Annotated in this window: 26 protein-coding genes; all 26 read left to right on the forward strand. The window is 64.0% G+C overall.

The features are described from left to right. Nucleotides 1-100: 100 nt before the first annotated feature. The 26 genes from AC0L24_RS06095 to AC0L24_RS06220 all read left to right on the forward strand — a co-directional run bounded on the left by AC0L24_RS06095 (nucleotide 101) and on the right by AC0L24_RS06220 (nucleotide 24,776). Complete coding sequence (locus AC0L24_RS06095; protein ID WP_127320967.1) at nucleotides 101-1,222, forward strand: DUF1217 domain-containing protein; 1,122 nt, start codon at nucleotides 101-103, stop codon at nucleotides 1,220-1,222. Between the two features lie 7 nt (nucleotides 1,223-1,229). Next, nucleotides 1,230-1,952 (forward strand): flagellar basal-body rod protein FlgF, encoded by a 723-nt coding sequence (flgF, locus tag AC0L24_RS06100; RefSeq protein WP_127380744.1) that lies wholly within the window; start codon nucleotides 1,230-1,232, stop codon nucleotides 1,950-1,952. Nucleotides 1,953-1,955: 3 nt separating this feature from the next. Beyond that, nucleotides 1,956-3,359, forward strand: a complete 1,404-nt coding sequence (gene fliI / locus AC0L24_RS06105; protein ID WP_473563564.1) for a flagellar protein export ATPase FliI — start codon at nucleotides 1,956-1,958, stop codon at nucleotides 3,357-3,359. Continuing rightward, nucleotides 3,346-4,185, forward strand: coding sequence for a hypothetical protein (locus tag AC0L24_RS06110; protein ID WP_473563565.1), 840 nt, complete (start codon nucleotides 3,346-3,348; stop codon nucleotides 4,183-4,185). Before fliI ends, AC0L24_RS06110 begins: the two co-directional genes overlap by 14 nt. A gap of 79 nt (nucleotides 4,186-4,264) precedes the next feature. Beyond that, on the forward strand, nucleotides 4,265-4,645 hold the full coding sequence (gene flgB, locus AC0L24_RS06115) for a flagellar basal body rod protein FlgB (RefSeq protein WP_027038255.1): 381 nt from the start codon (nucleotides 4,265-4,267) through the stop codon (nucleotides 4,643-4,645). A 2-nt stretch (nucleotides 4,646-4,647) separates the two neighbouring features. Then, entirely contained in the window at nucleotides 4,648-5,064 is a 417-nt protein-coding gene (gene flgC / locus AC0L24_RS06120) for a flagellar basal body rod protein FlgC (protein ID WP_013529797.1), read from the forward strand. Then, nucleotides 5,064-5,390 (forward strand): flagellar hook-basal body complex protein FliE, encoded by a 327-nt coding sequence (fliE, locus tag AC0L24_RS06125; protein ID WP_127809424.1) that lies wholly within the window; start codon nucleotides 5,064-5,066, stop codon nucleotides 5,388-5,390. The genes flgC and fliE overlap by 1 nt, the downstream gene beginning before the upstream one ends. Before the next feature lie 11 nt (nucleotides 5,391-5,401). Then, on the forward strand, nucleotides 5,402-6,190 hold the full coding sequence (gene flgG / locus AC0L24_RS06130) for a flagellar basal-body rod protein FlgG (RefSeq protein ID WP_013529795.1): 789 nt from the start codon (nucleotides 5,402-5,404) through the stop codon (nucleotides 6,188-6,190). Nucleotides 6,191-6,193: 3 nt separating this feature from the next. After that, entirely contained in the window at nucleotides 6,194-6,721 is a 528-nt protein-coding gene (gene flgA / locus AC0L24_RS06135; protein WP_127326677.1) for a flagellar basal body P-ring formation chaperone FlgA, read from the forward strand. After that, a complete protein-coding gene (locus AC0L24_RS06140) occupies nucleotides 6,718-7,959 on the forward strand; it encodes a flagellar basal body P-ring protein FlgI (protein ID WP_473563566.1) in 1,242 nt (413 codons plus the stop codon). Before flgA ends, AC0L24_RS06140 begins: the two co-directional genes overlap by 4 nt. A gap of 9 nt (nucleotides 7,960-7,968) precedes the next feature. After that, nucleotides 7,969-8,553: a MotE family protein gene (locus AC0L24_RS06145; RefSeq protein ID WP_127809422.1), complete on the forward strand. Its 585-nt coding sequence runs from the start codon at nucleotides 7,969-7,971 to the stop codon at nucleotides 8,551-8,553. Beyond that, nucleotides 8,550-9,257: a flagellar basal body L-ring protein FlgH gene (gene flgH, locus AC0L24_RS06150; RefSeq protein WP_127290408.1), complete on the forward strand. Its 708-nt coding sequence runs from the start codon at nucleotides 8,550-8,552 to the stop codon at nucleotides 9,255-9,257. Before AC0L24_RS06145 ends, flgH begins: the two co-directional genes overlap by 4 nt. Before the next feature lie 17 nt (nucleotides 9,258-9,274). After that, the gene (locus AC0L24_RS06155) at nucleotides 9,275-9,769 is read left to right on the forward strand and encodes a flagellar basal body-associated FliL family protein (protein ID WP_127399238.1); all 495 of its coding nucleotides are present in this window, start codon (nucleotides 9,275-9,277) and stop codon (nucleotides 9,767-9,769) included. Next, a complete protein-coding gene (gene fliP / locus AC0L24_RS06160) occupies nucleotides 9,766-10,497 on the forward strand; it encodes a flagellar type III secretion system pore protein FliP (protein WP_127271437.1) in 732 nt (243 codons plus the stop codon). Before AC0L24_RS06155 ends, fliP begins: the two co-directional genes overlap by 4 nt. 198 nt (nucleotides 10,498-10,695) lie before the next feature. Continuing rightward, nucleotides 10,696-11,682: a flagellin N-terminal helical domain-containing protein gene (locus AC0L24_RS06165; protein WP_127271439.1), complete on the forward strand. Its 987-nt coding sequence runs from the start codon at nucleotides 10,696-10,698 to the stop codon at nucleotides 11,680-11,682. Nucleotides 11,683-11,939: 257 nt separating this feature from the next. Beyond that, nucleotides 11,940-13,004: a flagellin N-terminal helical domain-containing protein gene (locus tag AC0L24_RS06170; protein ID WP_127270046.1), complete on the forward strand. Its 1,065-nt coding sequence runs from the start codon at nucleotides 11,940-11,942 to the stop codon at nucleotides 13,002-13,004. Nucleotides 13,005-13,136: 132 nt separating this feature from the next. Further along, the gene (gene fliF, locus AC0L24_RS06175; RefSeq protein WP_127397375.1) at nucleotides 13,137-14,783 is read left to right on the forward strand and encodes a flagellar basal-body MS-ring/collar protein FliF; all 1,647 of its coding nucleotides are present in this window, start codon (nucleotides 13,137-13,139) and stop codon (nucleotides 14,781-14,783) included. Nucleotides 14,784-14,786: 3 nt separating this feature from the next. Continuing rightward, nucleotides 14,787-15,413, forward strand: coding sequence for a hypothetical protein (locus tag AC0L24_RS06180; RefSeq protein ID WP_127809418.1), 627 nt, complete (start codon nucleotides 14,787-14,789; stop codon nucleotides 15,411-15,413). After that, nucleotides 15,410-16,744: a MotB family protein gene (locus AC0L24_RS06185; protein WP_127809417.1), complete on the forward strand. Its 1,335-nt coding sequence runs from the start codon at nucleotides 15,410-15,412 to the stop codon at nucleotides 16,742-16,744. The genes AC0L24_RS06180 and AC0L24_RS06185 overlap by 4 nt, the downstream gene beginning before the upstream one ends. After that, a complete protein-coding gene (locus AC0L24_RS06190; RefSeq protein WP_127809416.1) occupies nucleotides 16,741-18,120 on the forward strand; it encodes a chemotaxis protein MotC in 1,380 nt (459 codons plus the stop codon). The genes AC0L24_RS06185 and AC0L24_RS06190 overlap by 4 nt, the downstream gene beginning before the upstream one ends. Continuing rightward, complete coding sequence (fliK, locus tag AC0L24_RS06195) at nucleotides 18,117-19,499, forward strand: flagellar hook-length control protein FliK (RefSeq protein WP_127398111.1); 1,383 nt, start codon at nucleotides 18,117-18,119, stop codon at nucleotides 19,497-19,499. Before AC0L24_RS06190 ends, fliK begins: the two co-directional genes overlap by 4 nt. Then, entirely contained in the window at nucleotides 19,429-20,016 is a 588-nt protein-coding gene (locus AC0L24_RS06200) for a transglycosylase SLT domain-containing protein (RefSeq protein ID WP_050592657.1), read from the forward strand. The genes fliK and AC0L24_RS06200 overlap by 71 nt, the downstream gene beginning before the upstream one ends. Before the next feature lie 222 nt (nucleotides 20,017-20,238). Then, nucleotides 20,239-20,907: a response regulator transcription factor gene (locus AC0L24_RS06205; protein WP_013529780.1), complete on the forward strand. Its 669-nt coding sequence runs from the start codon at nucleotides 20,239-20,241 to the stop codon at nucleotides 20,905-20,907. Between the two features lie 79 nt (nucleotides 20,908-20,986). Continuing rightward, on the forward strand, nucleotides 20,987-22,246 hold the full coding sequence (locus AC0L24_RS06210; protein WP_127322241.1) for a flagellar hook protein FlgE: 1,260 nt from the start codon (nucleotides 20,987-20,989) through the stop codon (nucleotides 22,244-22,246). 27 nt (nucleotides 22,247-22,273) lie between these two features. Beyond that, on the forward strand, nucleotides 22,274-23,728 hold the full coding sequence (flgK, locus tag AC0L24_RS06215) for a flagellar hook-associated protein FlgK (protein WP_127271695.1): 1,455 nt from the start codon (nucleotides 22,274-22,276) through the stop codon (nucleotides 23,726-23,728). Between the two features lie 4 nt (nucleotides 23,729-23,732). Beyond that, complete coding sequence (locus AC0L24_RS06220) at nucleotides 23,733-24,776, forward strand: flagellar hook-associated family protein (protein ID WP_127269451.1); 1,044 nt, start codon at nucleotides 23,733-23,735, stop codon at nucleotides 24,774-24,776. The last annotated feature ends 6 nt before the right edge of the window (nucleotides 24,777-24,782 follow it).

A 24,782-nucleotide genomic window follows, 5' to 3' on the forward strand; every position in this document is an offset into this window, starting at 1 on the left:
TGCCTTGTGTGAGGCTTGAATCGAGGGCTTGGAAGCGATTCAGTTTCGCGCAAGGAAGTAGGGGTATTGTGCCGGCATAGCTTCGGCCGGAGGCACGTCTTTGCTCAATACCTTTACCAGCTACCAGCTCATCACCAAGGACATTTCAAAATCGATCGACAGGATCGAGCAGCAGCCCGTGGTTGATCGCGACACCAAATATTATCTCGCGAATATCACCAAGGTGAAATCGATCGACGATTTCGTCAAAAACGACCGTTTGTTCAAGTATGCCATGAAGGCCTACGGGCTGGAGGACATGGACTACGCCAAGGCCTTCATGGTCAAGGCACTCAAGGAAGGCGTCTCCGATCCCGACAGCTTCGCCAACAAGCTGACCGACAAGCGTTACGCCGAATTCGTCAGCGCCTTCAACTTCGCCGCCAACGGCGCCGATGCGACCATCTACAACAAGACACAGCAGTTGGTGACCAAGAACTATGCCATCCAGGCCCAGATCGCCGGCCTCGATCCCAATTCGGCCTATGTGAAGGGCGAGACGACATACTATCTCGCCAACATCACCAAGGTGAAGTCGATCGACGATCTGATGTCGAACAACCGGCTCTACACATACGCGCTGGCGTCATTCGGTCTCGATTCCGCGACGGAGGACAAGGATCTCATCAAGCGGGTTCTGCAGGGCGGCGTCCGCGATCCCGACAGCGTCGCCAACAAGATGACGGACAAGACCTATGCCGCGCTTGCCTCCGCCTTCAACTTCGAGGCCTATGGCGAAAACACCACCACCATCAATCCGGCGCAGCAGCCGACCGTCGACAAATACATGCGCCAGACCCTCGAAGAGGATGCCGGTCAGGCTAACCAGGGTGTGCGGCTGGCGCTTTACTTCGATCGCAAGGCCCCAACCATCACCAGCTGGTATGACGTGCTGGCCGACACCGCGCTTGCCAGTGTCGTGCGCACCGTGCTCGGCCTGCCCGATTCCTTCGCCACCGCCGACGTCGACAAGCAGGCGCAGCTGTTCGAGCAAAAACTCGACATCTCGGATTTCTCCGACCCCGAGAAACTCGGCAAGTTCCTGACCCGCTTCACCAGCATGTACGAGATCAACCACCCGACTTCATCGGCCGTCACCTCGGTCAGCGTGCTGTTTGCCCAGCCACTCACAGTCGGCATCTCCACCGACCTGATGATGGCCATGCAGAAACTGAGGTTCTGAGACCATCATGCGGGATAGCCTGTACGTCGCCCTTTCGTCGCAGATCGCGCTCGAGCGGCGCCTCGACACCATCGCCGACAACGTCGCCAATGCCTCGACGATCGGCTTTCGCGCCACCGGCGTGAAGTTCGAGGACGTCGTCTCCGGCACCGGGCAGAAATCGGTATCCTTCGCCTCCCCGGGCAAGACCTACCTTTCCGGCGCCCATGGTGCCTTGAGCGAGACCGGAAATCCCTTCGATTTCGCCGTCCAGGGCGATGCCTGGTTTGCCATAGAGACGCCGGTCGGCACCGTCATGACCCGCGACGGCCGCTTTTCGATGAACGAGAACGGCGAGTTGATGTCGATCGAGGGCCACCCGGTGCTCGATGCCGGCGGCTCGCCGATCCAGCTTGATCCCCGCAACGGCCCACCCAAGGCCGGGGCCGATGGTTCGTTGCGCCAGAACGATCAGCTTGTCGGCTCGATCGGTCTCTACAATTTCGACCCAGGCCCGAACTTCGTCCGCTACGGCAATTCCGGCATCGTTCCGGCACGCACCCCGGAGCCTGTCACCGATCGCTCGGATATCGGCGTCGCCCAGGGTTTTCTCGAAGAGTCCAATGTCAATCCGGTGCTGGAGATCACCAGGTTGATCATGGTCCAGCGCGCCTTCGAGAACACCGCCGCCCTGATGCGGCAGACCGACTCCTCCACCGACGAGGCGATCAAGACGCTCGGCTCGAAATAATCCATGTCGCTCGACCAGCCATCCCTGCGCGCACTCGAAAGACAACTCCAGCCGGCGCCGGAAGACCGGCTTGCCGCGCTGGAACGGGTCTGGCGGCGTTTCGCCGACGCCGAGGCGCTGCTCAAGCGCGGCGGCCGCGTCATCGAAGTCACGCCCACGCACTACAAGGTGCACGGCCTTTCCGGCTTCGCCAGGCTGGGCGACATCGTCGAGCAGCGCGGCGATGCCGGTGCGCGGCGCGGCGAGATCGTCAAGATCGGCCGCGACGAGGCCGTCGTGGCACCCTTCGAACGCAGCGCCGATTCCGGCATCGGTGATGCCGTTTTCCGCCGAGGTCCGCTCGTGGTGGCGCCGCATGCCTCGTGGCGCGGCCGCACCATCGACGCACTCACCAGGACGATCGATGGCGGCCCGCCGCTCGCCCGGGGAGACGACACATCGCGCGGCGCCCAGACGACGCCGGGAGCCATGGCGCGGCAACGCGTCGGCACTGCCTTCATGACCGGCGTCAAGGTCATCGACATCTTCACGCCGCTCTGTTTCGGCCAGCGCCTCGGCATCTTTGCCGGCTCCGGCGTCGGCAAGTCGACGCTGCTCGCCATGCTCGCCGGCGCCGACGCATTCGATACCGTCGTGGTGGCGCTCATCGGCGAACGCGGCCGAGAAGTCCGTGAATTCCTCGAGGATACTATCGGCGACAGCATGGCCAAGACCGTCGCCGTCGTCGCCACCAGCGACGAAAGCGCCATGATGCGCCGGCGTGCGCCGGACACCGCCATGCGCGTCGCCGAGCATTTTCGCGACCAGGGGCATCGCGTTTTGCTGGTGCTGGATTCGATCACCCGCTTCGCCCACGCCCTGCGTGAGGTGGCGACGGGTACCGGCGAGCCGCCGGTCGCGCGCGGTTATCCGGCCTCGGTGTTCACCGAACTGCCCAAGCTGCTCGAACGCGCCGGGCCGGGCGGGGAAGGCAAAGGATCCATCACCGCCATTATTTCCGTGCTGGTCGACGGCGACGATCACAACGATCCGGTCGCCGATTCCGTGCGCGGCATCCTCGACGGCCATGTCGTGCTCGATCGCACGATCGCCGAACAGGGTCGCTATCCCCCCGTCAACCCGCTGTCGTCCATATCGCGGTTGGCCGGAAAGGCCTGGAGCGTCGAACAGCGCGCGCTGGTGACAAGGCTGAAGTCGATGATCTCGCGCTTCGAGGACACGCGCGATATCCGGTTGCTCGGGGCCTATCAGGGCGGCGCCGATGCCGAACTGGACATCGCCGTGCGCCAGGTGCCGCTGATCTATGAGGCGCTGACGCAAGCGCCGAAGGATCGCCCGTCGGCCGACCCATTCTCCGATCTCGCCCGCCACCTCAAGAGCAAGCTGAACGCCGATGCCGGAGACTGAACGCGAATATACCGAGCGCATCCTGCGCGACATGATCGCCGAGGCCAACGCCGTGGTGCAAGCCGAGGCTGACGAAACGAGAACCGCCAAGGCAAAGGCTGCCCGTGCCATCGCAGCCAAAGCCGAGGCCGTTCTGGCCAGAGCCGTCAAGCCAATCCTGCCACGGGCTGGCAAAGCCGATCCTGATCTGGCCAGGCCCGTCGAACCCGCTCTGCCCCGGGCTCCCCAGGCGGTGGCTGCCGAGATGACGCAGGCAAGCCGCGACTCGCTGATCGACGGGCTGTTCCCGCGCACCGAATGGCCGCAGCCGCCAAAGGCACCGTTTCCCCGACTGAAGAAGAAGTCCGACCGACGCAGCGATTTCGTCATAGCCGCGCTCGGCATCACGCTCGGCCTGATCTGCGCCCTGTTTCCCTGGTACATCTTCTTCAACCAGGACCAGTTTGGCGTCCAGGCGATGAAGTTCGGCGGCACCGGCTCCAATTCCGGGCGAGCGGGCGGCGGCGTGGTCGCCGAACGCAGCGCGCCGCTGACGGCAAAGGATATTCCCGCGGCCAATCTCGATCTTCTTGCCACGGGGACGGTGCGGGACGATGTCAATCCCGCAGCCGCACCCGACGAGCAACCGTTTCCGGCCGACGCGGCGAAATTCCGCATGGTTCATGTCGCTAACGGCCGTGCCATGATCCAGGACGACGCTGGCCTCTGGATCGTCCAGCGCGGCTCGATACTGCCTGACTCCAGTCAGGTGTCCTCCATCGAGCAGCGCAACGGCAAATGGGTCATGGTCACCAGTGCCGACCGGGTGATCGAACTCTCCAGATAAACGATCTCCGGCTCCCGCCATCCGCAAGGCCCGCGCAAGACTGGCGGCCTAGTCTCTGGGTACCTGCTCGGAGATTCCCATGGAGCCCGTTTCCCTTTTCGACCTCGCCGCCAAGCAAGCGCAATGGCTGGCCGTGCGCCAGTCGGCAGTCGCCGGCAACATCGCCAATGCCAACACGCCAGGCTATACGGCAAACGATGTCGAGCCATTCGAAAAGGTGCTCGACCGCGCTGCCGTATCGCTGCAGGCGACCCAGGCCGGCCATCTCGGCAATGCAGCGACCAATGCCGGCTTCACCATCAAGCCGCAGGAGAATGACGGCGTCGTCATGCCGTCCAAGAACTCGGTCGTTCTGGAAGACCAGTTGCTGAAAGCCGGCGAGGTGCGCCGCTCCTTCGAGCTCAACACAGCGATCGTCAAGGCGTTTCATACGATGATGATGATGGCGGTGAAGAGCTGACCATGGACGCACTGACCGCAGCCCTCAAAGTCGCAGCATCCGGCCTCGGCGCCCAGTCGGAGCGCCTGCGCGTGGTTTCCGAAAACCTCGCCAACGCCCAGTCGACCGGCACCGCGCCCGGCTCCGATCCTTATCGCCGCAAGACCATCAGCTTCGTCTCTGAGCTTGACCGGGCCTCCGGCAGTTCAACGGTTGCAGTGAACTCGATCGATCGAGATCCCAGTGACTTTCCAGTCGAGTTCCAGCCCGGCAACGAGGCCGCCGACGAGAAGGGCTACGTCAAGATGCCCAACGTCAACGTGCTGATTGAAATGGCCGACATGACCGAGGCCAATCGCTCCTACGAGGCCAACCTTCAGGTGGTCAAGCAGGCCCGCGACCTGATTTCCATGACCATCGACCTGATGAGGAACCAGTAATGATCAGCGGTATCGGAGCGCTTCAGTTCAAGCCGTCGATCGGCGGCGACGACGCGGCCACAAGCCTGCTCCAGGGCGGCGCGACACCCTCGGCCGGCGGCAATGTCGGCACCTCCTTTGCCGAGGCGCTGAGCCAGGCAGCCTCCAAGACCGTGAACACGCTGCAGAATGCCGAGCAGGTATCGTTGCAGGCGCTCAAGGGCGACGCCGACACCCGTCAGGTGGTCGACGCCGTGATGAGCGCGCAGCAGGCGCTTCAGACCGCCGTCGCCATCCGCGACAAGGTGGTTTCCGCCTATCTCGAAGTCAGTCGAATGGGCATCTGAGGAATTCCGCCATGAAAGCACTCGCCATCGCCGCCACCGGCATGAATGCCCAGCAGACAAATCTGGAAGTCATCGCCAACAACATCGCCAACATCAACACCACCGGCTACAAGCGCGCCCGTGCCGAATTCTCCGACCTGCTCTATCAGGTCGACCGCACGCAAGGCGTGCCCAACCGCTCCAACGCCTCGCTGGTGCCGGAGGGCGTCTCGATCGGCCTCGGCGTCAAGACGACGGCCGTGCGCAACGTGCACACCCAGGGCGAACTGACCAGCACCGGCAACAGTTTCGACCTGGCGCTGACCGGCAGGGGCTGGTTTCAGATCGAGGGTGCCGACGGCGGCACGCTCTACAGCCGCGCCGGAGCTCTCAACACCAACGCCACCGGCCAACTCGTGACGGTCGACGGCGCTGCCGTCATTCCGGCAATCAATGTTCCCGTGGATGCCGTCGAGGTCATCGTCAACAAGACCGGCCAGGTCTTCGCCCGCATCGACGGCCAGACCGACCTGCAGAACCTCGGGCAGCTTCAGATCGCCAACTTCGCCAACGAGGCCGGCCTGGCGCCGCTCGGCGACAATCTGTTCCAGGAAACCACGGCTTCGGGGCCGGCGAATGTCGGCGTGCCGGGCGATCCCGGCTTTGCCACCATCCAGCAGGGCTATCTCGAAGCCTCCAACGTCGACCCGGTCAAGGAAATCACCGAGCTGATCTCGGCGCAGCGCGCCTATGAGATGAACTCCAAGGTCATCCAGGCCGCCGACGACATGGCCTCCGTGGTCTCCAAGAACATCAGGTAACGCATGATGTCGACGCCCGGCCTTCTGTCCGCATTCCGCCGCACCGCGCTCATCCTTGCGCTGGTGACCGGCACGATGCCGGCTTTTGCCCAGGAGTCGGCCAACCAATCGGCCACCCGGATCGCCAGCAATCAAGCTGGCGGCGAGGTGGTGCTTATTCCGAGCCGGGTAATCTATCCCGGCGAGACCATCAACCTGGCTGCCCTGAAACAGGTCACCCTTATCGTTGGCAAGCACAAGCCGGAGGCGGTCGCCACGCGGGCCGAAGAACTGGATGGCAAGGTCGCCAAGCGCACGCTGCTGCCCGGCCGCTACATTCCTTCCACCGCCATCCGCGAGGCCTGGCTGGTCGAACAGGGTGCTTCCGTGCAGATCTTCTTCATCGCCGGCGGGCTGACGATCTCGGCCACCGCCGTGACGCTGCAGCCGGGAGCCCCGGGCGACCTCGTCAAGGTTCGCAACATCGACAGCGGCAAAATCCTGTCCGGCACGGTGATGGCGGACGGAACCATCCAGGTCAGCGCGTCATGATGCGCGGGCTTACCCTGATGCTGGCAGCCGTGCTTGGCCTGCAGCCGGCGCTGGCCGACGGCCTGACGTCGAAGGCCAAGCGCGAGCTCGCCGCCAAGAATGGCGGCGTCTACAACGATCCCGAATATGATCCGGCCACCACCAGCCGCATGTTCCGGGTTTCGACCGGGCCGAGTTCGCTGCCGCCGGGCCAGGTGGCCGCGCGCATCAAGGACATCGCCCAGTTGCAGAGTTCGCGCGACAATCAGCTCGTCGGCTACGGCCTGGTCATCGGCCTTGCCGGATCGGGCGACAGCCTGCGCAACTCGCCATTCACCGAACAGTCGATCCGCGCGATGCTCGAGAACCTCGGCATCGCCACCGAAGGCGGCAGTGCACGCGCCAAGAATGTCGCCGCCGTCATCGTCACCGCCAACATGCCGCCCTACGTGCAATCGGGCGCCCGCATCGACATCGACGTCTCCTCGATGGGCGACGCGACCTCGCTTTCCGGCGGCACGCTGATCATGACGCCGCTGAAGGCAGCGGACGGCGAGATTTATGCCGTCGGCCAAGGCTCGGTCATCGTGTCCGGCTTTACCGCCCAGGGACAGGCCGAGCAGCTGACGCAAGGCGTGCCGACCTCCGGCCGCGTGCCGAACGGCGCCATCGTCGAGCGTGCTGTCCAGGCCGAGTTCGACGATCAGGCGATCCTGACGCTGCAACTGCGCAATCCCGATTTCTCGACCGCTATCCGTATCGCGGACGCCATCAACGACTACACCGGCCAGCGCTTCGGCATGCGGGTGGCGGCCGAGCGCGATTCTCGCACCGTGCAGATCAGAAGGCCGAAGGGTGTCTCGGCGGCGCGCTTCTATGCCGAAATCGAGAATCTGGTGGTCGAATCCGACACGCCGGCCCGTGTCGTGATCGACGAGCGCACCGGCACCATCGTCATCGGCAATGACGTCAAGATCTCACGTGTCGCCATCAGCCACGGCACGCTCACCGTGCGCATCACCGAAGCGCCGCGCATCGTCCAGCCCGAGCCCTTCTCCAAGGGCGAGACCGCCGTCGAACCGTTCACCGCCATCGACGCCAGCCGGCCCGACGCCCGCGTTGCCGTGCTTGACGGACCCGATCTCCAGACCCTCGTTTCCGGCCTCAACCGCCTCGGCGTCAAGCCGGATGGCATCATCGCCATCCTGCAGGGCATCAAGTCGGCCGGGGCTCTGCAGGCCGACCTGGTTCTGCAATAGGCGATGCCGATGACGCGCTCCTTCCCACGCCATGATGGCAGACACCGCAAAGCCGCGATCCTGCTCGCGACCGCTATTCTCGCGACGCTGCCCTTTGCCGGCGACACTGCGCGCGGCGAGGAGACGGTCCGCCAGGTCCTGCCGGGGGCACCGGTGGCAGCGGCGCCGCAGCAATTGACGCGGGAAAAGGCGCCGGACCAAAGCGAGATCGAGCGCTTCTGCTCAAACATCGCCGACGCCGCCCGCGACCGCCGCTATGTCCTGCAGGCGGAGGAACTGAAGCAGCTCCAGGCCGGCATTGACGAGCGCATGAAAGCACTCGATGCAAAGAAAGCTGAATACGAGACCTGGCTGAAGCGACGCGAGGTTTTCCTGGCCCGGGCAGAGGACGGCGTCGTCCAGATCTACGCCGGCATGAAGCCCGACGCCGCCGCCGAGCGGCTGGCCATCGTCAACGCCGATCTGGCTGCGGCCATATTGATGAAGCTCGATTCACGCAAGGCGAGCGTCATCCTCAACGAAATGGACCAGAAGGCGGCGGCGACGCTCACCGGCATTATGGCCAGCGCAGCCCGAAGGGTAGATCCGTCATGATCCGGAAAATGCTTGTCCTGTGCGCGGTCACCGTGCTGTCGGGTTGCGGAACCAACCTCAAGGAGGTCGGCAGGGAGCCGGCTCTGTCCCCGGTCGGCTCCGGCATCGATGGCGGCAGTACCGGCTCCCTCTATCGCTATCCGCAAACGCCGCCCGCGCCAGTCAAGAAATTCTCGTTGTGGGACGACCGCCAGAGCCGGCTGTTCACCGACCCGCGGGCGCTGTCCCAGGGCGACATCCTGACGGTCAAGATCAAGATCAACGATCGGGCCAACTTCAAGAACCAGAACGACAGGAGCCGCACCGCCAATCGCAAACTCGGTTACGACCTCAGCGCGCAGTGGGACAAGTGGAGCACCGCCGGCAAGGGCGCTGGGGCTCTCAGCTCCACCACGGACACGACTGCCGACGGCGAGATCAAGCGCTCGGAGACGCTTGAGCTCAATGTCGCGGCGATCGTCACCGATGTGCTTCCCAACGGCAATCTGATGATCACCGGATCGCAGGAAGTGCGCGTCAACGCCGAGCTCAGGGTGCTGACGCTCGCCGGCATCGTGCGGCCGGCCGATATCGGCGCCGAAAACACCATCCCCTACGAACGTATCGCCGAGGCCCGCATCTCCTACGGCGGACGCGGTCGCATCACCGAGGTCCAGCAGCCTGCCTACGGCCAGCAGATTCTCGACCAGGTTCTTCCGTTCTAGGATCGGAGCAGGGCGCCGTGGCAAATATCGAACAGGTTCAGCCACGCAAGGGTCCCTCCCCTGCTATCCAGGCCGGCCTGCTGCTGCTTGTGACGGCGGCCGCCATTGGCATGGGCTGGATGTCCGGCGGTTATCTCAAAGGCGTCGGCGCACCGGCGTCGGTACCGGTCGCGCCTGAGAACGAAGGCAAGATCATGCAGCCCACCGCGGCCGAGCAGCCAGGCCTGGGCCCGATGCTTGTCGTGCTGGCGCCGATCACCACCAACATCGCCTCGCCTGCCGGCACATGGATCAGGATGGAGGTGTCCATCGTCTATGACGCGCCGCAGCCACAGGCAATGTCTGATGACATCCACCAGGACCTTCTGGCCCTGGTGCGCACGTTGAAGATGCATCAGATCGAGGGGGCCAGCGGCTACCAGCACCTGAAGGCCGACCTCGAAGAACGCGCCGCGATCCGCAGCCAGGGTCACGCCAAACAGGTACTCATCAGGACATTGCTGCTCGAATGAGAAAGTTCCTTCTCGCCACGGCGATGATCGCGGCCGCAACGTCCGTCGCGACGGCGCAGCAACTCGATCTCGGCGGTATCGGCAAGGCCGACGGCACCACCGTAGGCTACATCATCCAGATGTTCGGCCTGCTGACCGTTCTGTCGGTGGCGCCAGGCCTGCTGATCATGGTGACCAGCTTCACTCGTTTCGTCATCGCCTTCTCGATCCTGCGCGCCGGAATCGGCCTGCAGTCGACACCGGCGAACCTCATCCTGATTTCGCTGTCGCTGTTCATGACGTTCTACGTCATGGCGCCGACCTTCGATCAGGCCTGGAACACCGGCGTCAAGCCGCTGATGGACAACCAGATCACCCAGACCGAAGCCTTCGACAAGATTTCAGACCCGTTCCGCACCTTCATGCTGCACAATGTGCGTGACAAGGATTTCGACCTCTTCGCCGACCTTGCCCGCGAGCGCGGACAGACCGTTTCGCGTGACACCGTCGACCTGCGCATCCTGGTGCCGGCCTTCATGATCTCGGAGATCCGGCGCGGTTTCGAGATCGGCTTCCTGATCGTGCTGCCATTCCTAGTCATCGACCTGATCGTCGCCACCATCACAATGGCGATGGGCATGATGATGCTGCCGCCGACAGTGGTGTCGCTGCCGTTCAAGATCCTGTTCTTCGTCCTGATCGACGGCTGGAACCTGCTTGTCGGCAGCCTGGTGCGCTCCTTCAACTGACCCTGCGGCGCCGGCTCGAAATCCCAGCAATATATTTTCGATTAACCGTCCGGTTTAGCCCTTTGGTAGGGACTTGCCCGCATATTCGCTCGCAGATGGCGGGTGATCGATTTTGAGAGATCATGGGCATGATGCCGCACCGTCATACCGGTAGAGCCGGTATGTAAAAAATACCTGTAAAATCAAGGTCCGAGTACCATGTCCAGCATCATGACGAACAGCGCCGCATTGACGGCCCTGCAGAGCCTCAACGCCACCAGCAAATCCCTCACCGACACCCAGGCCCGCATCTCGACCGGCTACAAGGTCTCGCAGGCTTCGGACAACGCCGCTTACTGGTCGATCGCCACGACGATGCGCTCCGACAACCAGGCAATGTCCACCGTTTCGGACGCTCTCGGCCTCGGCGCCTCTAAGGTCGACACAGCCTATACCGGCATGAGTAGCGCGATCGATACGATCAACCAGATCAAGACCAAGCTGGTCGCGTCCTACGGCCAGACGGACGCCTCCAAGGAAAAGACCCAGGTCGAAATCGCCGCCCTTCAGAACCAGTTGAAGGCCTACGCCGATGGCGCCACCTTCTCCGGCACCAACATGCTTTCGGTGTCCACTGCGACAGGCACCGCGGCCGACGTGAAGATTGTTTCGGCCTTCAACCGCGACGCGACCGGCGCGGCTTCGATCTCGACGATCGATGTCAATGTGGAAAGCATCAAGCTGTACGATGCCGGCGCGGCACCAACCGCCAAGGGCATTCTCGACACGGCCCGCCTCGGCACCACGGGCGCTGCTGTTGCCACGGCCTCGGCACCGACGTTGGGCGCTGCCGCAGCGGTTACCGACACCTATTCGGTTGCCTCGCTGACTATCTTCTCGGGTGGCACGGCCGCCAGCGATAGCCAGATCGCGCAGCAGATGAACGTCGTCGATGCCGCGCTCAAGGCCATGACCAACGCCGCCACCACGCTCGGCGCCGCCAAGAGCAGTATCGACCTGCAGAAGACCTTCACCTCGAACCTGATGGACTCCATCGATCGCGGTGTCGGCCAGCTCGTCGATGCCGACATGAACAAGGAATCTACCCGTCTCCAGGCCCTGCAGGTCCAGCAGCAGCTCGGCATCCAGGCGCTGTCGATCGCCAACGGTTCGTCGCAGTCGATCCTGTCGCTCTTCCGCGGCTAATCGCATCCGCCAACTTGCACTAAAATCGGGCCGCGCCAAAAGCGCGGCCCGATTTCGTTTGCTCGGACCGCGCGCAACGCTCTGTCGTTAACTCTCGAAAGGCCGCGTTTAACAGGCTGTTAACCATGTCCCGCTAATTATGGTTAACCAATAGGTTACAACGGTTGGCGAATCGGCCCTACTGGCACGATACCACGGTTGAAGCAGGCCTATCCGGCATGTCTGAGCATGCCGGCCTTTGAGAAGGAGCGACTTTCTTGGCGAGTATCATGACCAACGCCGCGGCGTTAACCGCGCTTCAAAGCCTCAGCGCCACCAACAAGTCACTCGAGCAGACACAGGCCCGCATATCGACTGGCTACCGTGTCTCGCAAGCCTCGGACAACGCCGCCTACTGGTCGATCGCCACCACGATGCGCTCCGACAACCAGGCCCTGTCGACGGTGCAGGATGCACTCGGCCTCGGCGCCTCGAAAGTCGACACCGCCTACACCGGCATGAACAATGTGCTGACAACGATCGGCCAGATCAAGACCAAGCTGCTTTCGACCGTCGGCCAGACGGACGCAGCCAAGGCAAAGACGCAGACCGAGATCAAAGCGCTTCAGGCGCAGATGAAGTCGTTCGCCGATGCGGCCACCTTTTCAGGCTCGAACTTCCTAGCGGTGACCTCAAAGCAGGTTGCGGCCGCCAATGACGGCGTCCAGCCCGACTCCCAGATCGTGTCCTCATTCAATCGTTCCTCATCCGGCGCCATCTCGATCGGGACGATCGATATCGATGTCGAGAGCACCAAGCTTTTCGACTACGGCCTCGCCGCCGAGGTCAAGAATTACGGAACCCTCGATCGCCAGACGTCCATCTATTCCACGGGCGCCGCCCAGACCCTGTACGACAACGCCTATGCGGGCGTGATCGCGGGCGGAGGAACGGACATCGCCGCGAACACCGCCGGCCAGACAGCGGCGGGAGCGGTCGCCAAGGTCGACAATATCTCCGCCTACAACCTCGATATCACGGCACCAGGCATTACCGACGACATCATCACGCAGATGGTGAACAGGATCGATAACGTCATGGCCCAGCTGACCGACTCCGCCACCATCCTCGGTTCGGCCAAGAGCAGCATCGACCTGCAGAAGACCTTCACCCAGAGTTTGATGGACTCCATCGACCGCGGCGTCGGCCAGCTTGTCGATGCCGACATGAACAAGGAATCGACCCGGCTCCAGGCACTGCAGGTTCAGCAGCAGCTCGGCGTTCAAGCGCTGTCGATCGCCAACAGCGCCTCGCAGTCGATCCTGTCTCTGTTCAAGAGCTGATCACGGGCGCCACCGGCGCCCACCTTCCCATCAGATAATCGGGCCGCGCCGCCAGCGCGGCCCGATTTCATTTTCGCACAAGCTTCGAAGACTAGAGTTCCGGCGGACAATCATGCTGGGAGTCGTTGAACCGTGCCGGAACAGATCCAGAGCATCATCTCGAATCTCCGCGGGTTTGGCGTGAAGCGCCTCGCCATGCTGGCGGGCATCGCCGTTCTGGTGATGGGCGTCATCGGCATCGCCTCGGTCTATCTCAACCGCCCCGCCTATGACACGCTCTATGTGGGACTAGACCGCGCCGACGTGAACCAGATCGGCCTGGTGCTGGGCGAAGCCGGCATCGGCTTCGATGTCGGCGCCGATGGAACCTCGGTTCTGGTGCCGGCCGGCACCACCGCTCAGGCCCGCATGCTGCTTGCCGAAAAGGGTCTGCCGACCAGCGCCAATGCCGGCTACGAATTGTTCGACAATGTTGGCTCGCTCGGCCTCACCTCCTTCATGCAGCAGATCACCCGCGTGCGGGCGCTGGAAGGCGAGATCGCCCGCACCATCCAGTCCATATCGGGCATCAAGGCTGCGCGGGTCCACATCGTCATGTCCGAACGCGCCAATTTCCGGCGCGACGAGCAGCAGCCCTCGGCCTCCGTGGTCATCCGCTACGCCGGCATCGACGCCGAGAAGAGCGCCATGTCGATCCGCCATCTCGTCGCCGCCGCCGTTCCCGGCCTGTCGGCAGACAAGGTGACTGTTCTCGATTCCAGCGGCAATCTGCTGGCCGCGGGCGACGATCCTTCCAACACCAGCGCCGCCCGCACGCTCGGCGTCGAGCAGACCGTCGAGGCGCAGATCGGAGACAACATCCGCCGTGCGCTGACGGCCTATCTCGGCCCCGACAATTTCCGCGCCAGCGTCAAGGCCGAGGTCAACACCGACACCCGCCAGACGGAAGAGACCATCTTCGATCCGAATTCCCGCGTCGAACGCTCGGTGCAGTCGGTGCGGGCCAACGAGAACAACAACCAGAAGCAGGCTTCCACTCCGGCCAGCGTCGAGCAGAACCTGCCCGAGACCCAGGCAACCGCCACCGATGGTCCGCAATCCTCCTCGCAGAACGACCGCAGGGAAGAGATCACCAACTACGAGATCAATTCCAAGAAGATCGCCACGGTCTCCAACGGTTACACCGTCACCAAGATGTCGATTGCCGTGGTCGTCAATCAGCAACGGCTGACGGCCATCCTCGGCAAGGACGCCACGCCGGAGCAGATCGCCAAGCGCGTCGCCGAGATCCAGAAGATGGTCACGTCCGCTACCGGCCTTGACGAAAAGCGCGGCGACATCATCGACGTCTCGGCGGTCGAGTTCATCGACGGCCTGGATGGCGAGGCGATCCCGCAGGCGGGAATGCTCGATTCGATCGGCCAGCATGCCGGCACGATGATCAATGCCGGTGCCTTCATCGTCGTGGTGTTCCTGGTCGCCTTCTTCGGCCTGAGGCCGATGGCCGCGGCGCTGACGGCAAAGGCTACTCCGGCCCTGGCAGGTCCCAGCTTCGACGACGTCCAGCGCTCGCTGCCGACGCCGGAGGCAATGGCGGCCACCGACAGTGCCGCGATTGGGGCCTTGCCAGGCACACGCCCAGGCCCCACGCCGCTCGACGATCTTCGCCAGAAGATCCGGCCGGCGCCGCAGGACAGGCTTGCCAGGATGGTCGATCTCAACGAGGAGCGCACCGCGCAGATACTGCGCAAATGGGCTGCCCAGGAAGTGGCGGTGTAAACCATGCCCTCCGTAGCCCTCTTCGACCTTCTGCCTGATTTCGGGACGCGCGCGCAACGTGCCGGCCAGTCCCGGGCAGCAATCGATCCCGAACACAAGCCCGAGACGCCGGCGCCGCAGGCCGATATCGGCACGCTGATCGCCGAGGCGGTCGCCCAGGCGGAGGCAGCGCTGCAGGTCCGCCTGTCGGCTGCGCATGACGCCGCGCTCGAAGCCGAACGCCAGGTCAATGCCGAGGAAGCAAGGATATTTCTCGAAAGCCTCGGCGACGATGTCGGCAAGGCGGTCTCGTTGCGCATCGATGCCATGGAGGCGCGCGTCACCGGACTTGTCGCCGCCACGGTCGCCCGCATCATCGGCGGCATCGTCAGCGACGATCTGCAGAAACGTTCGATCGAGGCATTGGCCGGCGCCATCCGCGAAGCGGTCGGCGATGCCGAAGCGGTGCGCATCGTCGTGCGCGGCCCGCTCTCGATGTTCGAAACGCTGAAGGCGTCGCTCGGACCCGGCGCCGCCAATCTCGATTTTGTCGAGGCGCCAGGCTTCGACCTGACCGTCGCCATCGACGAAGCAGTGTTCGAGACGCGCATGGCCGAATGGTCGACGGTCCTCTCGGAGGTCCTGGCATGAGCGTCGCAGACGCCGACCACGGCCGCCACGAGATCATCATCGTGCGGCGCAGCCATGACGACCATGACGAGGCCCACCATGGCGGCGTCTGGAAGATCGCCTTCGCCGACTTCATGACGGCCATGATGTGCTTCTTCCTGGTCATGTGGCTGATCAACGCCGCGAACGAGCAGACTAAGGCAGCCGTCGCCAGCTACTTCAACCCGGTCAAGCTGGTCGATCGCAATTCGAGCCGCAAGGGCTTGGAGGATCTCGGCGACGGTCCGCGCGCCATGGGGCTGACGGCCGACGATCCGCAAGAGGCGACCAGCAAAGCCGGACAGAACGGCAATGCCGGCGCGGGAGCGTCGGACCACAAGCAGGAGCCGCAGCAGGCGGAACGCTCCGACGACCATCTCTTCGCCGACCCCTACGCGGTGCTTTCGGAAATCGCCGCGGATACCGGCGTCATGCAGAATGTCAGCCAGAAAGGCGACGGCGGCGTGCAGGCTGCCGGCCCGGCTACCGGCGCCTCCGGTGGCGCCTCCTACCGCGATCCCTTCGAGCCGGATTTCTGGTCGCAGCAGGTAGCGGCGCCCGGCGCCGAAGCCAGCGCCGAGCGCACGAAGATCGAGGGCGATCCGGCCAAGCCCGGCGACAAGACCGCCGAAACGAAAGTGCTCAAAGTCAAAGCCGTGCCGCCTGTCGCGGCCTCACCGCTTGAGCCGCTGGCCAAGGACGCGACCGGCAAGCAGGCCGCGAACCCTGCCACGGCAATTGCCGGCGAGACCAAACCGGACGGCACCACGGTCGCCGACGCAGCCAAGGCAGAGCCTGAGGCGCAAAAGGCCGCCAAGCCCGACATCGGCGAGAAGGCGCCAACCGCGGCTGCCGTCAAGGCAGCTGCCGACGTCAAGCGGCAGCTGGCCGATGCCTTCAAGCCCGGCGACAAGCTGCACGACGGCGTCTCGGTCGAAGCCACCGACAAGGGGATCGTCATCTCGATCACCGATCAGCTCGACTTCGGCATGTTCGAGGTCGGCTCGGCATTGCCGAGACGCGAACTGGTGCTGGCGATGGAGAAGATCGGCCGCATCATCAACAGCCAGAAGGGCACCATCAGCATCAACGGCCACACCGATGCCCGGCCGTTCCGCGGCGACAGCTACGACAATTGGCGGCTGTCGACGGCGCGCGCGCATTCCGCCTACTACATGCTCGTGCGCGGCGGCGTCGACGAACGCCGCATCACCGAGGTCGCCGGCTTCGCCGACCGCCAGCCGAAAATAGCAGCCGATCCATTGGCGGCCGCGAACCGTCGCATCGAGATCCTGATGGCGACCGGCGAATGAAGCGAGCGGCCGTCACCCGCCGGTTGATTGGTCTGTTGCTGCTGGCCGGCGGACACCCGTCGGCCGGTTTCGCCCAGGACGCGCTGCAGCCGTATCAGCTGGTGCGCTCGCTGCAACTCATCCAGGACCGCATAGCCGCCGGCGATCATGCCGCCCTGCCGATGCAGGCCAAGCTGCTGGAGATGGCGGATGCGCGCCTGCGGGCGGCGAATGCCGAGGACTACAAGGATCCCAAGAACTTTCGAGCCCTGCTTGTCTACGGCATGAGCGGCGGCAACCCGGTGACCGTCGAAGCGGCCACGTCGCGCGCTACGACGGATCCGCAAAGCCTTGCCATCGCCAAAGGCGTGATTGATTACCTCAACGGCCGGCCCGGCGAGGCTATCGAAGCCTTGAGGCCGATCGATCCCATGGCGCTGCCTCCGGATCTCGGCGCCTTCCTCGCTTTGGTCAAAGGCTCACTGCTTGCCGGTGATCAGCCGGCGACCGCACTCCGTCTGCTCGACGAGGCAAGATTGCTCAGCCCCGGCACGCTGGTCGAGGAAGCGGCACTTCGCCGTTCGGTCGGCCTTGCAGTCGCGCAAGGCGACGCGGCACGCTTCGCCCTTGCTTCCACCCAATATGTCGAGCGCTACCTCTATTCGCCCTATGCCAGCCAGTTCGCCGACTCCTTCGTCTCCGGCGTCATCGCGCTGCACATGTCGATCAGCCAGGACAAGCTGGGCGACATCACCTCGATGATGGATCCCGAGCGCGAGAAGGTGATCTATCTGCGCATCGCCCGCCGGGCCGCGATAGACGGCCTGAATGACCTATCGGCCTTCGCTTCGGCGCGGGCGGAACAGGGCCGCGACGGCAACACCAATCAGGACGATCCACGCGCCCTGCTCTATGCCAGCCTTTCCACCGTCACCTCGGGGACAATCGAGGACGTTCGTGCCAAGCTCGGCAAGATCGACCGCAGCCGGCTGTCGGAGGGCGACCGCGCTTTGCTCGACGCCGCGCAGGCCATTGCCGGCGAGGTCGTCGCGCCGCCCACCGCCCTTCCGGCGGAAAAGCCTGCCCCAGTTCCTGCCGCCGCGGCGCAGCCGGTGCCCGAGATCGCCACGGTGCAAGGCGCCGATGACAGTGGCCTGCCACCGGTCGAAGGCGCCATCTCGGAGCAACCCGCCGTCACCGCGGCCTCCGGCGGACCAGCCGCCAATGCGCCGGACAGGGCAGCAGCGGCATCCCCCGACCCTGCGACTGTCATGCCAGCGTCGGTACCGTCACCCGCAGCCGGTCCAGAGCCCGCCGATCCGACCGACGCCGCCATGACCAGAACACGTCGACAGCTCGACCTGATCGACCAGATGCTTGGAGCCGCCCCCAAATGACCACCAGCCTCGGCTCGGCTTTGCCAGGATTTGCCTCCACGCGCGCGACGTCGGAGCAGCCGGCCGCGAACGGCAGGAACGATGACGCCGGCTTCGGCAAGATGCTGCGCGACGATGCCGGTGCTGCCCGCCCGGAACGGCAGCCGTCGACAGAGGCGGGATCGCGCGACCAGCACTGGAGCAAGCTCGCTGCCGGCCTTGCCGGGCATGACGCCAAGGCCGAACCAGCATCGGCCGAGCCCGCAAGGACCATCTCGGCCAAAGTGGCAAACGTGAAAGCCGGCAAGGACGATTTGGAAGCAAACGCGAAGGCCCACGCTGAAGAGACGGCGCCGGACGCCGAGCCGCTTCAGGACGACCTGCCGCTGCTGATCGCGTTTCATGACCTGCGGCATTTCTCGACAACGGCCAAGGCAGCCGGGGGCAATACGATGACCGGCGAGAATCCGTCGGACCCGGCGCTCGATGGGCAGGCTTCACTGCCAAAGACCTACCGGCCAAAATCCGCAGGCGGACGCGAAGCACTCGAAACCATGCCGAAGCCGGAGCAGGCGTCGATCGTCGACGGACCTTTGACGGCGCTTGACGGTCAGTCACTGAGCGCTGCCTCCAGCGCGCCAAAACGCGACGCCGCGGCGGCGGCCCAGAAGCTGCCGGACGCACCGGCCGCCGATGTGCCCGGCGTGCGGTCGAAGCACGCCGCGAATGCGATGAAGAGCATCGAGGATGTCCAGTCCTCGATGCGTCCAGAAGCGGGAAAACAGTCGCTGTCCACTGCGCGCATCGACGTCGTCTCGGAACGGAGCTTCCCCGCACCGCCGCAGAGTCCCATCAGCCAGGCAGCCCTCAATGTGATCAACGCCATAGCCGCCGACGCCGGGCCGCAAAAGGCGCTTTCAGCCTCACCCACGTCCGCCCATCTGGCCAGCTCTGTTGCCGTTCCGACACATGTGTTGAAGATCGAACTCCACCCCGCCGAACTCGGCATGGTGACGGCCAATCTTCGCCTCTCCGGGGAACAACTTTCGATTGAGCTGAAGCCTGAAACGCACGACGCTTATCGTCGGCTGTCGGCCGACAGCGAGGCCATCGTCAAGTCGCTGCGGGGGCTCGGCTTCGAGGTTGACAAGGTCACGATACTGCAACCTTCGGTAGCAGTTCCCGCTACAACCCGGGCGGATGCAACCGCTCCTATGGCGGCGGCGACAGGCCGCGATCCAGCATCCTTTCAACCGGGGAATTCGGGCAGCGGCAATGGTGGAGCCGGCGGCCAGCAACCGGGCCAGCAATCCTCAGGGAAACGCAACGATGACGCGCAGGACTACGGCCGCGGCACTTCGCCTGCTCGCGAGCGCGCTGGCGGCGATATCTTTATCTAGCGCGGCAAACGCCGCCGCAGCCGCGGCCAATCCCTGCGAGCCGGAGATCCTGCGCGCCGCCGATCGTTATGGCGTGCCCGCCGGCATCCTCTATGCCGTTGGCCTGACGGAGACTGGAAACAAGGGCAGCCTTCAACCCAATGCCTTGAATATAGAAGGAAAAGCAGTCTTTCCGAGGAGCCGAACCGAGGCCCTTGCCGCCTTCGCCAATGCCCGGCGCGAGGGCAAGACCCTGATCGATCTGGGCTGCATGCAGATCAATCACCACTACCACGCATCGCATTTTCGCAGCGTCGAGGACATGCTCGACCCACGCCAGAACGTCGACTATGCGGCGCGCTTCCTGGCCAGCCTTCATGCCCGTCACGAGACCTGGTCTATGGCCGTGGCCCGCTATCATGCCGGTCCCGACAACGACCCGGCGCAGAAGATCTATGTCTGCCGCGTCATTGCCAACATGGTCGCCACCGGCTTTGGAAAATGGACCGCGAACGCCCGCGGCTTCTGCAACCCGTAAGCGCATTTCCCGTTACTAATAGACCAACCGTACAACCCGAATTGTCGGTTTGACTTGGTCAGAACTTGCCGCCGAAAGCACATCTGGCCGCCCGCTAATGCAACCGAAACGATTCCAGACTCCCAAGAAACTAGCTACAAGAAATGACGGTTGTTCAGGATTCCCGCCAGCGGATACGCCTCTCTTCACGGGGCAAATGATTTGATTCGGAAGGCGGGGCCGATGATTGTGATCGTTGACGAGCGCGAGCTCGTAACAGAGGGATACAATTCACTTTTCGATCGTGAGGGCATCGCCTGTGCAGGCTTTGCGTCCGGCGAATTCGGTGAGTGGGTGAACTCTGCCGCGGACACCGATCTGCGCTCGGTCCGGGCCTTCCTCATCGGCGACTGCCGTGAAGGCTCCATCTCTCCGCGCCAGATCCGCGACCGCACCGGCGCCCCGGTGATTGCGCTCAGCGAACAGCATTCGCTGGAGAACACGCTCCGGTTGTTCGAGAGCGGCGTCGACGACGTCATTCGCAAGCCCGTCCATATCCGCGAGATCCTGGCCCGCATCACCGCCATCCGCCGCCGCGCCCAGGAAGACGTCGCCTACACCGAGATCGGCGCCATGCGCATCTTCATGGATGGCCGCGACCCCGAGATCGACGGTCAGCCCCTCCCCCTGCCGCGCCGTGAACGCCGCATCCTCGAATATCTGGCGAGCAATCGCGGGCGCCGTGTCACCAAGACCCAGGTTTTCAACGCCATCTACGGCATCTTCGACGAAGAGGTCGAGGAGAACGTGGTGGAAAGCCACATCAGCAAACTGCGCAAGAAGCTGCGCGAGAAGCTGGGCACCGACCCGATCGATTCCAAGCGTTTCCTCGGCTACCGGCTCGTCTTCTGATGCAGCGCCGCGCCAGCCTCGCGCAAGAAAACATGCGTAGCCTCGTAGCCAGCAGCATGGACACAGCGGAGACGTTTCGATGAGCCTCTACGGAATGATGCGGACCGGCGTTTCCGGCATGAACGCCCAGGCAAACCGCCTATCGACGGTCGCCGACAACATCGCCAATTCCGACACCACCGGCTACAAGCGCTCCTCCGCCGAATTCTCGACGCTGGTCATGCCGTCGACCGGCGGTGCCTACAATTCTGGCGGCGTCACCACGACGATCCGCCAGGCGGTCAGCGATCCGGGTGTGCTTCAGTACACGACCTCGGTTTCCGACCTTGCCGTCAGCGGCGATGGCTTCTTTGTCGTCCAGGATCCGAGCGGCACCCCCTACCTGACCCGGGCCGGCGCTTTCGTTCCCGACGGTCAGGGCAGACTGGTCAACTCGGCCGGCTTCCAGCTGATGGCGTACAGCTACGACAACGGCGTACCGGCAGCGACGGTCAATGGCTTCGAGGGGTTGGTCCCGGTTGTCATCTCCGACCAGGGAATGACCGCAACGCCGAGCACCGAGGGCAGCTATGCCGGCAACCTGCCGGCCGGCGCGACACCGGTCGCGACCGCCAACCTGCCCGCCGCCAACGCTGCGACCGCGCAATACACGTCGAAATCCTCGATGGTCGCCTACGACAATCTCGGCAACAAAAAGCTGCTCGACGTCTATTTCACCAACACCGGCGCCGGCACCTGGCAGGTGGCGGTCTTCGATCAGTCGAAGGCCACCGCTGGAACATCGTTCCCCTACACCGCTGGCGGCTTGCTGGGCTCGGCCAACCTGACCTTCGACACCACCACCGGCAAGCTCACCGGCACGCCCACCGGCGTTTCATTTACCGTGCCGAACGGCGCCACCCTCAATCTCGATCTGTCTGCGCTGACCCAGCTTGGCGCCGGCTTCACGGTTTCCGATGCCCAGGTCAACGGCAACGCGCCGAGCACCATCGACAAGGTCCAGATCAGCAAGGACGGCACCATCTACGCACAGTACAAGGACGGTTCGACCAAGCCGCTCTACAAGATTCCGCTGGCCGACGTGCAGAGCCCGGACCAGCTCACCGCGCTGCCCGGCAACGTCTATTCGCAGGGCACCGAGTCCGGCGCGGTTCGTGTCGGCTTTGCCAATGAAGGCAAACTCGGCTCCATCATCTCCGGCGCGCTCGAGAATTCCAACGTCGACATCGCCGAAGAACTGACCAACATGATCGCGGCGCAGCGCAGCTACACCGCCAATTCGAAAGTCTTCCAGACCGGTTCCGATCTGATGGACGTCCTTGTCAACCTGAAGAGATAAGACGGGCGTCGCCCGCGAAAGACCCGCATGTCACTGTCTACCGCATTGAGTATCGCCCAGTCGGCGCTTATGAACACCGCGCGACAGACAAGCGTTGTCTCGCGCAACGTCGCCGACGCCTCCAACCCGGACTATTCGCGGCGCCAGGCCGTCGTCACCAGCACGGCGCCGGGCGCGCGTTCGGTCGATATCCAGCGCGCAGCCAACGAGCTTTTGTTTCGCCAGAATCTCGGCGCGCTATCGGCTTGGAGCGGGCAGAACGCGCTCTACAGCGGCATGGATCAGCTGGGCGTCGCGGTCAATGGCGTCGACAATGCGTCCTCGCCCTCGACCGCGATCGCCAACCTGCAGCAGGCGCTGCAGCTCTACGCCACCTCGCCGTCGAACCAGAACCTCGGCGCCTCGGTCATCGACGCCGCCAAACAGGTCGTGCGCTCGCTCAACGAGGGCTCCAAGGCAGTCCAGGATTTCCGCACCCAGACCGACGGCCAGATCGCCACCGCCGTCGATGACCTGAACTCGCTGCTCAGCCAGTTCCAGGATGCCAACACGGCGGTCATGTCCGGAACCCGTTCCGGCACCGACGTTTCCGATGCGCTCGACCAGCGCGACGCGCTTTTGAAGAAGATTTCGAACTATGTCCCAGTGTCGACCTTCACACGAGGCGACAATGACATGGTCATCACCACCGGCGACGGCACGACTTTGTTCGAGACGATACCGCGCACGGTCACCTTCGCGGCGTCGGCAGGCTATACCGCGGGTGCCGCCGGCAATGCCGTTTACATCGACAACGTGCCGATCTCGGCGGGAGCCGGCGGCAACACCAGCGCCAGCGGCACGCTTGCCGGCCTGCTGCAATTGCGCGACGGCGTCGCCTCGACCATGCAGAGCCAGCTCGACGAGACCGCGCGTGGCCTGATCACCGCTTTTGCCGAGACCGCACCCTCGATGGCCAATGCCGCCGGCCTGTTCACCTGGTCGGGAGCGCCGGCCGTGCCGGCCGCCGGCACGCTGGTCACCGGCCTTGCCGCGTCCATCAGCGTCAATGCGGCGATGGACCCGAGCACCGGCGGCAACCCGACGCTGCTGCGCGACGGCGGCGCCAATGGTGCGGCCTATGTCGCCAACACCGGCGGCGGCGCGTCCTATTCCACCCTTCTGGTCGCCTATGGCGACCGGCTCGACCAGCCGATGACTTTCGACCCCGCCGCCGGCGTTTCGGCAACCTCCAGCGTATCCGACTACGCCGCCAGTTCGATCGGCTGGTTCGAGGGCGTGCGCCAGCAGGCTTCGACCGCCTCCGATGCCAAGGAAGCACTGGCATCGCGCAGCGCCGAAGCGCTGTCCAACGCGACCGGGGTCAATGTCGACCAGGAAATGTCGTTGCTGCTCGACCTCGAACACACCTACCAGGCATCGGCCCGGATGATGAAAACCGTCGACGACATGCTGACGGCCTTGCTTAACGCGGTGGGATAATTCCATGACTTCAGTCTCCTCGGCCGCAATCTCCAATGCCATGCGCTCCCAGCAGATGCGCATGCAGGCCGAACTCGTCAAAGCCACGAAGGAAGCGTCGACCGGCAGGGTCGCCGATGTCGGGCTGGCTCTCGGAGGGCGCACCGCCCAGTCCGTCACCTTCTCGCGCGATCTCGACCGGCTCAACGTCATTATCGATTCCAACGGCCTAGTCGGCGCGAGGCTTTCCTCGACACAGACCTCGCTTGGCCAGCTCTCCGGCGCCGCTCAGACCTTCCTGTCCGCCCTGACCACCGCTTCCTCAAGCGACTCGTCCAACAGCCTCACCCGGGACTCCGGCAAGGCGACCATCCAGCAGCTGACCTCGATCCTCAACACCAGCGTCAATGGTGAATATCTGTTTGCCGGCACCAACACCGACGTCAAGCCGATCAACGATTTCACGGCTGCCGGCTCTCCCGCCAAGGCTGCATTCGATACCGCTTTCCTCACCAATTTCGGTTTCACCCAGGACGACCCGGCAGCGGCCAACATCACGGCCGCCCAGATGGACGATTTCATCACCAACGATGTCGCGCCGCTGTTCACGGGCGCGGGTTGGCAGGGCGACTGGTCGAACGCCACCGACCAGCAGATCGTCAGCCGCATCGCACTCAACGAAACCACACCGACTTCGACCAGCGCCAACAGCGATGGCATTCAGAAACTCGCCATGGCCGCAGCCATGGTCAGCAGCCTGATGTCCAGCAACATCAGCCAGGCGGCGAAGAATACGGTTGTCAGCCGCTCCACCACATTGGTTGGCGAAGCGCTGAGCGGCATTGGCCAGCTTCAATCCGAGACCGGCATCGTCCAGAAGCGGGTTTCCGATGCCAACGATCGGATGAAAACGCAGGTCGACCTTTTCGAACGGCACATTCTCGATCTGGAAGCCGTCGATCCGGCGGCAGCCGCGACACGGGTCGCGGACCTGACACAGCACATCGAAACGTCTTTCGCGTTGACCGCACGCCTGCAGCAGCTCAGCCTGTTGAATTACCTGACCTGACAACGC

This window comes from Mesorhizobium sp. WSM4809, from assembly GCF_055811655.1.